Genomic DNA, 9,850 nt, shown 5'->3' with positions numbered 1-9,850 from the left:
CCGCGACCTTCGCGAGGTAGGCAGTGCGCGGGTCCTCGGTCTCGAGCTCGTTGCGCAGGAACCCGGTGACCGCGGCGAGCAGCTCGTCGACGGTCGGCCGGTCGTACAGCGGGGTCTCCGCGGGCGGTGCCGGGGTGTGGACCGGGTCCTCGACCCGGACGGGTTCGGTGAGCCCGAGGGCGAGCAGGGCGTCGTGCTCGGCCTCCGCGATCCGCCTGCCCAGCACGGCCATCTCGACCGACGGCTCGGTGCCGCCGAGGTGCCGTTCGGACTGGATCCGGCAGATCACCGCCCACTGCGCGCAGGCGAAGACCTCCCACCAGTGCACCGCCGCCGGATCAGGGCGGAGGCCGGTCGCGGCCTCGTAGCCCGCGAACAGCTCCTCGCGAGCGCCGAAGCCGCCGACCGCGGGCTCGGCGCCGAACCGCCAGGCCCTGGCGCACATCCAGCCCAGGTCCTCCCGGGGGTCACCGACGTGCGCCAGCTCCCAGTCGAGGACGGCCGCGGGCCCGGTGTCGTCGACCAGGATGTTGCCGTTGCGGAAGTCCCCGTGCACCACCGCCGGGGCCACCGGCTCCGGACGGTGCTCGCGCAGCCAGCGGAACACCAGCTCCAGGGCGGGCCGTGCCTCCCCGAACCCCGCGTGCCGCTCGACGAGTGCGCCCAACCGGTCCGGCACGTGTTCCAGCGAGGGGACGGCGGCGGGGTCGATGCCGTGGATCCGGCCGAGGATCTCGCCGAATAGGCGGGGCAGCCGGGGGCGCACCGCGGCCCAGCGCTCCTCCCGCAGCAGGCGCTGCGGCAGCGTCTCCCCCTCGATCCGTTCCATCAGCAGGTAGGGGCTGCCGATCGCGTCGTCGGCCCCCGCGGCCAGCAGCGCCGGGATCGGGACACCCGCCGCAGCGGCCGCGCGGAAGCACTCGGCCTCGCGCCGCATCCCCAGCGGGTCCGGCACCGCGGGCGGGTCCCGCCGCAGCACGAGCGCCCGGCCGTCCGCCTCGAACGCCCAGGTCTCGCGGCTGGCCCCGGCGGAGAGCCGGGTCAGACCGGTGACGGTGACCGAGTCCCCCAGGACCGGCTTGAGGACGTCGGCGAGCGCGGCCGCGAGCGTCACCGGCGCCACCGCACGGCGTCGAGCGCGATCTCCTGGTGATGGCGGACGATCTCCTCCGCGCTCAGCGGCCCACCCGCCCGGTACCAGGCCGCGACGGCGGTGCAGGCCGAGGTGACGAACCGCGCCGTGTCCTCCGGGTAGGTCGTGCCGAACACCTCGCGACGCACGCCGTCCCGGATCACGCGGTCGAAGATCCGCTGCTGCACATCGCGCTTGGCCACCACGACCCGCAGCGACGACGGGTCCAGGGCCCGCAGCTCGCTGTTGCCCAGCAGGCTCTCGCGCTGCGAGTCCAGGTGCACCCGGACATGGGCCTCGACGACGGCGCGCAGCCGGTCCGCCGGGTCCTCCCCGGCCAGGTCGAGGGCCTGTTCGGTGGCGGCGATGAGCACGTCCAGCCCGCGGTCGAGCATCGTGGCCAGCAGGACCTGCTTCGAGGTGAAATGGTGGTAGAGGATCGCGGGGCTGGTGCCCGCGGCCGCGGCGATGTCCCGAACGGACGTGCCGTGGTAGCCGTGCACCGCCATGACCTCCACCGCCGCGGCGATGAGCGCGGCGGCCGTGGGCTCGTCCCCCGGCAGCACGAGCGTGGTGGGCGGCAGCCCCGCACCGGGACTCGCCCGGCGCGCGGCGGCCGGCTTCTCGGCGCTGACCATGTCGCCACCGTAGCCGATCTGAACGTTCGTTCAAAGGACGGTTGACGAGTGACGCGAGCGGGCTTACGGTGCGCTGAACGAGCGTTCAACACGGGGTTGGACGCTGCACCGACGGAGGTGCACCGCCATGCCGGGTCCCTACGCCGGCCTCAGGGTCTTCGACCTCAGCCACGTGATCGCCGGTCCCTTCTGCACCAGGATGCTCGCCGACATGGGCGCCGACGTGGTCCGCGTCGAGCAGCCGACCGGCGACCTGATGCGCGGGTTGCCGGTGGCCGTCGGCGCGCCCGCCGACCATCTGACCAGCGCGTACGTCCAGTACAACACCGGCAAGCGGTCGATCGGGCTGAACCTCAAGGACCCGCGCGGCCTGGACCTCGCCCTGCGGCTCGCGGACTGGGCGGACCTGGTGGTCGAGAACTTCGCGCCCGGGGTGCTGGCCAAGCTCGGGCTGGGCTGGGAGGTCCTGCACGCGCGCGACGCCCGGACGATCCTGTGCTCGCTGTCGACGTTCGGCGCGACCGGCCCGTACTCGCACCTGTCCGGCTTCGGCCTGGTGGCGGAGGCCTACTCCGGGCTGATGTCGCTGACCGGCGAGGAGGGCGGGCCGCCCATGCACTTCGGCACCGCGCTGGCGGACGTCAACTCCGCGGTGCACGCGCTGGCCGCGATCGGGGCCGCGCTGCACCACCGCGGGACCACCGGCGAGGGCACGCACGTGGACGTCTCGGCCTTCGACGCGCTGTTCGCGATGATCGACCAGCAGCCCGCCGCGGGCGCGTTCACCGGCGGCGAGGCGGTGCGCGGGAAGTACGGCAACCGGCACACCACCAGCGTCCCGTCCGGCGTCGCGACCTGCGCGGACGGCAGTCACCTGGCCTACGGCATGAGCGGGGACGTCTTCTTCGACCGGCTCTGCACGGCCATGGACGCCCCCGAGCTGGCGGAGACCTACGAGACGGTGGCCGCCCGCGTCGCCGATCCCGGCCCGCTCTACGACCGCATCGAGGCCTGGGCGGCGACCTGGCCCACCGCCGACGCGCTGGTGGAGCACCTGGTGGCCCACGGCCTGTCCGCCGCGCGGGTGCGCGGCGTGCGCGAGAACCTCACCGATCCGCACCTCGTCGCGCGCGGGACGCTCAGCCCGGTGGAGCAGCCGGGCCACGGCGAGGTGCTCCTGCAGACCGCCCCGTACCGCTTCTCGGGCGCCGAGGTGCGCCCCGGGAGGCCCGCGGGGGCGATCGCCGCGGACACCGCGGCGGTGCTGACCGATGTGCTCGGCCTCGACGACGTCGCGGTGGCCGGGCTGTACGACGACGGCGTCGTGCATGGAGGTATGCAGTGACCGTCACCCTCGACCGCTCCGCCGACGGGCAGGTCGCGACCCTGCGCTTCGCGAGCGACCACCCGATGAACGTCTTCACGGTCGACACGCTCGCGCAGCTACGGGAGAAGGTGGCGGAGGTCCAGGCGGACCGCACCGTCCGCGTCCTGCTGCTCACCGGCAAGGACACGGTCTTCTCCGGCGGCGCCGACCTCGGCTACCTCGGCTCGCTCGACGACGAGGCCTACCAGCGCTACATCGCCACCGAGTACGCGTTGTTCGCCGAGGTCGAGGACCTGCCGGTGGTCACCGTCGCGGTCATCGCGGGGCCCTGCGTCGGCAACGCCACGGAGCTGGCGCTGGCCTGCGACTTCCGGATCTGCGCCACGGACGTGCGCATCGGGCTGCCGGAGATGAAGGTCGGCTTCGTCTCCCCCGCCCAGCGGCTGACCGCGTACGTCGGGATCGGCAAGGCCAAGGAGCTGATCTACGGCGGACGGCTGGTGCCCGCCGCGGAGGCCCTCGAGCTCGGCCTGGTCACCACCGTGACCGACGACCTGGCGGCCGAGGTCGAGAAGGCCGCCCGCCGGTACGCGGGCTACTCCGCCTACGCGCTGCCGCTCACCAAGCTGGGCATCCACCGCTGCTACGGCCTCGCGGGCGACGGCCTTGGCCGGGCCTACGACGCCGAGGAGCAGGCCGCGGCGTTCGCCACCTTCCGCGGGCCGGACTACGCCGAGGGTGCCGCGGCGGCGCTCGAGGGCCGCCGTCCCACCTTCACCGCGCAGCGGCCCGAGTCCACCGACGAGATCCTGAAAGGCTCGCGATGATCGTCGACTTCCTGGCGGGCGCCGTGCCCGACACGGATGCCTTCACCCTCTCCGAGGCCGTCACGAACGGCAGGCTGCGAGGCTACGCCGAGCACTTCGGCGGCACGCTCACGCCGGCGCGCACCCACGCCGAGGTGAGCGAGCGGTGGGAGGCCGCGCGCGAGGCGGCGCGGGAGCGCGTGCCGTCCGAGGAGGACTTCCTGCGCATGCTGTCCGACGGTGGGATCGGCCTGGCGGGGGTCTACACGGAGTCGTTCGGCTCGCGGCTGGGCGTGCCCACCGCGGACAACCACGTGGTCGCGGACTTCGTGAAGCGCCATCCCGAGCAGGTCGTCGGGTTCGGCGGGATCGACCCCTGGGAGCCGGACGCCGCGCGGAAGGTCGACGAGGCCGTCGGGCTGGGGCTCTCCGGTGTCGTGCTGTCGCCGTTCAAGCAGCAGCTGCTGCCGGACGACCCGCGGATGGCGCGGGTCTACGGCCGCTGCGAGGCCCTCGGCGTCCCGGTCCTGCTGCACACCGGCATCAACTGGTCGCTCGACGCCGCCTACGACGTGGGCCACCCCCGGTACATCGACGCCGTGGCCACCGCGTTCCCCGACCTGAGGCTCGTCGCGCTGCACGCGGCGTGGCCGTGGGTCGAGGACATGATGATGGTGACCTGGCGGCACGAGAACGTGTACGTGGACCTCTCCGCGCACCGCCCGCGCACCTTCACCCGGCCGAACTCCGGCTGGGAGTCGCTGTTGCGGTTCGGCAACCGACAGCTCGCCGACAAGGTGCTCTTCGCCTCGACCTGGACCCTGCTCGGCGTCCCGCCCGCCGACCTGGTCGCCGAGGTCCGCGACCTGCCGCTCAAGCCGGGCGTCGCGGAGAAGTGGTTGGGCGGCAACGCACTCCGGCTCCTCGGGAGGGACTAGCGATGCTCGTCTCGGACATCATCCGGAACAACGCCCGCAGTCGGGGCGAGTCCGTCGCGATCGTCGTCGGGGAGCGGCGGTACACCTACGCCGCGCTGCTGGACCTCGTCGAGGAGACGGCGGGGGCGCTGACCGCGCGCGGGATCGGCTACGGCGACCGCGTCGCGGTGCTGGCGAAGAACAGCCTCGAGTACGTGCAGCTGTACTTCGCGACGGCCTCGATCGGCGCGATCCTGGTGCCGCTCAACTTCTGGCACCGCGGCGCCGAGCACGCCTACACGGTCGGCGACTCCGAGCCCGCGCTGTGGTTCGTCGAGGCGCAGTACGACGAGGTCTCCCAGGAGGCGCGCGCCGCCCACCCGGACCTGCCCGTCGTCCGGATCCCGGGCCCGGAGGGCGACCGCGCGGAGTGGGACGCCTTCACCGGGGCCGCCGTGGAGGTCCCGCCCGTCACGGTCGACGAACGCGACCCGCACATGATCCTCTACACCTCCGGGACCACCGGCCGTCCCAAGGGCGCCATGCTGTCCCACCGCCGCACGGTCGACGACGGGCTGGCCATGGCGGCCACCCTGCGCGTGCACGACCGGGACGTGTTCATGAACTACTTCCCGCCCTTCCACGTGGGCAACTGGGACCACATGAAGCCGTTCCTGCTGATGGGCGGCACGGTCATCCTGCTGCGCGAGTTCGATCCCGACGTGGTGCTGGACCTGCTCCCGAGGCACCGCGTGTCGGTGGTCCTCGGCGTCCCGACGATGCTGCACACGCTGATCACGCACCCGGCGTTCCCGGAGACCGACGTGTCGTCGGTCCGGCTGCTCTACTACGGCGCCTACGACCCCAGCGGGATCATGGACCGCACCGCGGAGGCGTTCGGCGCCCGCGAGGGCAGGGTGCAGTTCGCGCACACCTACGGGCTCACCGAGGGCGGCCCGTTCGTGACGTGGTGCCCGCCGGAGGACGTCTTCGCGCGGTGGGGGTCCATCGGGCGGCCGATGCCCGGTGTCGACGTGGCCCTGCTCGACGACGACGGCAACGAGGTCGCCCCGGGCGAGCCCGGTGAGATCTGTGTGCGCGGCCCGCGGATGAGCGGCTACTGGCGCAACGAGGAGGCCTCGAAGGCCGCGCTGGCGGGCGACCGCCTGCACACCGGGGACATCGCCGTCGCCGACGCGGACGGGTTCCTCACGATCGTCGACCGCAAGAAGGACATGATCCGCTCCGGCGGCCAGAACGTGTGGTCCAAGGAGGTCGAGGACTGCCTGAGCAGGCACCCCGGGGTCGCCGACGCCGCGGTGATCGGGCTACCGGACCCCGTGTACGAGGAGCAGGTCGTGGCGGTCGTGGTGCCGAACGGCCCGCCGTCGGACGAGCTGGCGGCGGAGCTCACGGCCTTCGTGAAGGCGCAGATGGCGGGCTACAACACGCCCAGGCAGGTCTTCTTCACGGACGAGTTCCCGCGCACCGCCGTGGGCAAGATCCAGAAGCACGTGCTGCGCGAGCGGTTCGGGGGATGAGCGGCTACCGGGCGCGCAGGCCGTCGAGCAGCAGGGTGGCCTGCAGCTCGCCGAGCTCGGTCGCGGTGAGCCCGCGGCCGGGCTGGAACCAGGTGTGCGTGGCGTTCAGCATGGCCAACGCCGAGAGCGCCGCCACCCGCGCGGGCACGTCCGCCCGCAGGGCCCCGTCCGCCTGGCCGCGCTCGACCAGCCGGGTCACGCGGTCCTCGTGGTCGCGCCGGGTGCGGGTGATGCCCTCCTGCCGTTCGGGGGCGAGCCTGCGGAACTCGGTGTGGAACACCGCGGTCTCGACGGGAGTCTCGGCGTTGAGCTCCACGTGCCGAACGACCACGGCGCGCAGGGTGGCGAGCGGATCGGGCCCGGCGGCCTCGTCGAGCGCGGCCATCGCCTCCCGGCCGCGCGCGTGGAACGCCTCGATGATCGCGAAGAGGAGGTCCTCCTTGGTCGAGATGTAGTAGTAGAGGCTCCCGCTGAGCAGGCCGAGGGCGTCCGCGATGTCCCGCACGGTCGTCCGTTCGTAGCCTTTCGCCGCGAAGATCTCCGCGGTCCGCTCGAGGATCTCGAGCCAGCGGTCGTCGGCGGGGCGCGGGGCCGCACGGCGGCGCCGCACGCGGGGCGGTGGGGGCATGAGGACCTTCCGTCGTCGCCGTACCAAGCAAGTGCTTGATAGTCATACTCGAAGGAGAGGATCATGACCGATCCGGCACCCGGTCCGCCGTCGCGGGCCGCCGCCGTCAGCGCGACCCCGGCGTTCGCGGAGCTCGTCCGCAGCCGCAACCGCTTCGCGGTCCCGGCGACCATCCTGGGCTTCGGCGCCTACCTGGTCGTCATCGTGCTGTCCGGCTTCACCACGCTGCTCAACGGCAAGGCGATCGGCCAGCTGAGCTGGACGTTCGTCCTCACCGTGCTGATCTTCCCGCTGGTCTGGCTGTTGTGCGGGCTCTACATCCGCCGGGCCACCCGGTGGGACGAGCTCGCCGAGCAGGCGGTCGAGCAGGCCGGGGTGTCCCGGTGAACGCCGACCCGATCACGATCGCGATCTTCGTCGCCGTCATCGCGCTGACCCTGGCCATCACGGCGTGGGCCGGGCGCCGGAACCGGGACGCGGGCTCCCACTACGTCGCGGGCGGCCAGATCACCGGCTGGCAGAACGGCCTGGCGATCTGCGGCGACCTGTTGTCCGCCAGCACCTTCCTCGGCGTGGCGGGCATCCTCGCGCTGCAGGGGATCTACGGCTTCTACCTGGTCGCGGGCGGGCTCGTCGCCTTCCTGCTCGTGCTGCTGCTGGTGGCCGAGCCGCTGCGCAACCTGGGCCGCTACACGATCGCCGACGTGCTCTCCAGCCGCTTCCGTTCGAAGGGCGTGCGCGCGGTGATGGCGGTGAACACGCTGGTGGTCACGGTCTTCTACATGATCGCGCAGCTGGTCGGGGCGGGTGTGCTGATCAGCCTGCTGATCGACGTCCCGTACTGGGTGGCGGTGATCGTCGTCGGCGTCCTGATGGCGGTCTACATCACCGTCGGCGGCATGCTGGCCACGACGTGGATCCAGATCGTCAAGGCCGTCATGCTGCTCGCGGCACTGGCCGTGATGGTGGTGCTCGTGCTGGCCCGCTTCGGCTGGAACCCGTTGGCGCTCTTCGAGGCCGTGGCGGCGGCCTCGCCCACGGACCTGTTCGCGCGCGCGACCGGCGTCGTCCCCGGGCTGGACCTGCTGTCCGTGGCGATCGCGCAGGTGCTCGGCACCGCGGCCCTGCCGCACATCCTGATCCGCTTCTTCACCGTGCCCGACGCCAAGGTGGCCCGGAAGTCCATGAGCGTGGCGCTCTGGATCCTCGGGCTGGCGTTCCTCGCGATGCCGTTCATCGGCTACGGCGCGGCGGCGATCGTGGGACAGGTGCAGATCGCGGCGGCCAACAAGGCGGGCAACCTGGCCGCTCCCCAGCTGGCCGAGACACTCGGCGGGCCGGTGTTGTTCGCGCTGGTCTCGGCGGTGGCGTTCGCGACCATCCTGGCCGTGGTGGCGGGTCTGGTGATCGCGGGATCGGGTGCGGTGGCGCACGACATCTGGAGCTCGCTGATCCGCAAGGGCAAGGCGTCCGACGCCGAGCAGGTGAAGGCGGGCCGGATCGCGGCGGTCGCGATCGCGGCGGTGTCGATCGTGCTGGCGCTCGGTGCGCAGAACACGAACATCGCGCTGCTGGCCCTGATGGCGGTCGTGGTGGCGGCCAGCGCGAACGTGCCGGTCCTCGTGCTGCTGCTGTTCTGGAAGCGGCTCAACACGGTCGGCGTGATCACCGGTGTGGTCGCGGGCCTGGTGGTGTCGGTCGGGCTGGTGCTGGTCGGGCCCGGGGTGATGGGGGCGTCGGCGCTGTACCCGCTCTCGTACCCGACGCTCGTGTCGGTGCCGATCGGGTTCCTCGGCTGCTACCTGGGCACGGTGCTGAGCAGGCGGCGGGACGAGATCCCCTACGAGGAGATGCACGTGCAGGCGATGACGGGCCGAGCCGTCGTCTGATCGGGTGAACCGGTTCCGGCCGCCCATTGCGGCCGGAACCTGGCCGGAATGGTTCCTATCGTTGTTCTCACCAGCAGGAACGAGAACCACGGAGGACCTCATGACCGCCGCCCTGATCGTCGACGAGAAGACCGACCTGCTCACGGCACTGGCCAAGCACCGGTTCCTGTTCCGCTACACGGTGCAGGGCCTCACCGACGCCCAGGCCGCGCTCACGCCCACCGCGAGCGAGCTCTGCCTCGGCGGGTTGATCAAGCACGTCATGTCCTGCGAGCAGGGCTGGATCACGTTCGTGCTGGAGGGGCCCGCGTCGATGGAGTTCACCGCGGACAGCTTCGAGGAGCACGCGAACAGCTTCCGGATGCTGCCGGGCGAGACGCTCGCGGGCCTGCTCGCGGAGTACGAGGCGATCGCCGCACGCACCGAGGCCGTGGTGCGCGACCTGCCGTCCCTCGACCTGGCCCACCCGCTGCCCGAGGCACCCTGGTTCACCGAGCCTGCCTGGTCGGCGCGTCGGGTTCTCGTGCACGTCATCGCGGAGACCGCGCAGCACGCAGGCCACGCGGACATCCTCCGGGAGACGATCGACGGTCAGAAGTCGATGGGCTGAGCGTTCGTCCTCGCGTGGCCGGGTGAGTGTCGGTGGTCTGTGCTGTGATGCCCTCGTGTTGGTGAACGCGGTGGTGGAGACCTCGGCCGCGGTCGGTGCCACCCGCTCGCGCAAGGCGAAGTCGGCGGCGCTGGCCGCGCTGCTGCGGCAGTGCTCCGTCGAGGAGGTCGCTCCGGCAACGGCCTGGCTCTCGGGGGAGCCGCTGCAGGGCCGGATCGGGGTCGGGTGGCGCACGCTGTCCGGGGCCCGTTCCTCGCCCGCCGACTCTCCGTCGCTGCAGGTCGCGGAGGTCGACTCGCTGCTGACCTCCCTCGCCGAGACGTCCGGGGCAGGCTCGGCCCGCCGCCGGTCCGAGCTGCTCG

The 9,850-nt window shown here is 72.4% G+C and carries 10 protein-coding genes and 1 pseudogene; 8 read left to right on the top strand and 3 right to left on the bottom strand.

The genetic code is table 11. The annotated features are described in order from the left end of the window. Both H5J29_RS10320 and H5J29_RS10315 read right to left on the bottom strand, forming a co-directional pair. Positions 1-1,114: phosphotransferase family protein (locus H5J29_RS10320; RefSeq protein ID WP_181780708.1), on the bottom strand; the 1,114-nt coding region annotated here is incomplete at its 3' end. After that, positions 1,111-1,770 carry a TetR/AcrR family transcriptional regulator gene (locus H5J29_RS10315; RefSeq protein ID WP_181780707.1) on the bottom strand — a complete coding sequence of 220 codons (660 nt, stop codon included), beginning with the start codon at positions 1,768-1,770 and terminating at the stop codon, positions 1,111-1,113. The genes H5J29_RS10315 and H5J29_RS10320, both read right to left, overlap by 4 nt. Before the next feature lie 127 nt (positions 1,771-1,897). Here H5J29_RS10315 and H5J29_RS10310 point away from each other — a divergent pair, with 127 nt between their 5' ends. Genes H5J29_RS10310 through H5J29_RS10295 form a run of 4 tightly spaced genes read left to right on the top strand, consistent with a single transcriptional unit; the run spans position 1,898 to position 6,361 of the window. Further along, complete coding sequence (locus tag H5J29_RS10310; protein WP_181780706.1) at positions 1,898-3,115, top strand: CaiB/BaiF CoA transferase family protein; 1,218 nt, start codon at positions 1,898-1,900, stop codon at positions 3,113-3,115. After that, a complete protein-coding gene (locus tag H5J29_RS10305) occupies positions 3,112-3,924 on the top strand; it encodes an enoyl-CoA hydratase/isomerase family protein (RefSeq protein WP_181780705.1) in 813 nt (270 codons plus the stop codon). The genes H5J29_RS10310 and H5J29_RS10305 overlap by 4 nt, the downstream gene beginning before the upstream one ends. Then, the gene (locus H5J29_RS10300) at positions 3,921-4,841 is read left to right on the top strand and encodes an amidohydrolase family protein (RefSeq protein WP_181780704.1); all 921 of its coding nucleotides are present in this window, start codon (positions 3,921-3,923) and stop codon (positions 4,839-4,841) included. Before H5J29_RS10305 ends, H5J29_RS10300 begins: the two co-directional genes overlap by 4 nt. A 2-nt stretch (positions 4,842-4,843) precedes the next feature. Further along, entirely contained in the window at positions 4,844-6,361 is a 1,518-nt protein-coding gene (locus H5J29_RS10295; RefSeq protein WP_181780703.1) for a class I adenylate-forming enzyme family protein, read from the top strand. Positions 6,362-6,365: 4 nt separating this feature from the next. Here H5J29_RS10295 and H5J29_RS10290 read toward each other — a convergent pair whose 3' ends face one another. Further along, positions 6,366-6,989: a TetR/AcrR family transcriptional regulator gene (locus H5J29_RS10290; protein ID WP_181780702.1), complete on the bottom strand. Its 624-nt coding sequence runs from the start codon at positions 6,987-6,989 to the stop codon at positions 6,366-6,368. A 63-nt stretch (positions 6,990-7,052) separates the two neighbouring features. Between H5J29_RS10290 and H5J29_RS10285 the strand changes: the two genes are divergently transcribed. The 4 genes and pseudogenes from H5J29_RS10285 to H5J29_RS10270 all read left to right on the top strand — a co-directional run. After that, complete coding sequence (locus H5J29_RS10285; RefSeq protein ID WP_181780701.1) at positions 7,053-7,376, top strand: DUF485 domain-containing protein; 324 nt, start codon at positions 7,053-7,055, stop codon at positions 7,374-7,376. Then, positions 7,373-8,878, top strand: coding sequence for a solute symporter family protein (locus H5J29_RS10280; protein ID WP_181780700.1), 1,506 nt, complete (start codon positions 7,373-7,375; stop codon positions 8,876-8,878). Before H5J29_RS10285 ends, H5J29_RS10280 begins: the two co-directional genes overlap by 4 nt. 100 nt (positions 8,879-8,978) lie before the next feature. Next, positions 8,979-9,488: a DinB family protein gene (locus tag H5J29_RS10275; RefSeq protein ID WP_181780699.1), complete on the top strand. Its 510-nt coding sequence runs from the start codon at positions 8,979-8,981 to the stop codon at positions 9,486-9,488. A gap of 61 nt (positions 9,489-9,549) precedes the next feature. Beyond that, positions 9,550-9,850 (top strand): annotated as a pseudogene (locus tag H5J29_RS10270) (ATP-dependent DNA ligase); the annotation flags it as partial.

The sequence above is a fragment of the Pseudonocardia pini genome, from assembly GCF_013870575.1.
GTDB classification, from domain to species: Bacteria; Actinomycetota; Actinomycetes; order Mycobacteriales; family Pseudonocardiaceae; genus Pseudonocardia; species Pseudonocardia pini.
This window is presented reverse-complemented; position numbering and strand designations above follow the sequence as displayed.

Bases quoted from the DNA above. Each gene is read 5' to 3' on its own strand.
- H5J29_RS10315 (WP_181780707.1), bottom strand. From the start codon at position 1,770: ATGGTCAGCGCCGAGAAGCCGGCCGCCGCGCGCCGGGCGAGTCCCGGT.
- H5J29_RS10310 (WP_181780706.1), top strand. From the start codon at position 1,898: ATGCCGGGTCCCTACGCCGGCCTCAGGGTCTTCGACCTCAGCCACGTG.
- H5J29_RS10300 (WP_181780704.1), top strand. From the start codon at position 3,921: ATGATCGTCGACTTCCTGGCGGGCGCCGTGCCCGACACGGATGCCTTC.
- H5J29_RS10295 (WP_181780703.1), top strand. From the start codon at position 4,844: ATGCTCGTCTCGGACATCATCCGGAACAACGCCCGCAGTCGGGGCGAG.
- H5J29_RS10290 (WP_181780702.1), bottom strand. From the start codon at position 6,989: ATGCCCCCACCGCCCCGCGTGCGGCGCCGCCGTGCGGCCCCGCGCCCC.
- H5J29_RS10285 (WP_181780701.1), top strand. From the start codon at position 7,053: ATGACCGATCCGGCACCCGGTCCGCCGTCGCGGGCCGCCGCCGTCAGC.
- H5J29_RS10275 (WP_181780699.1), top strand. From the start codon at position 8,979: ATGACCGCCGCCCTGATCGTCGACGAGAAGACCGACCTGCTCACGGCA.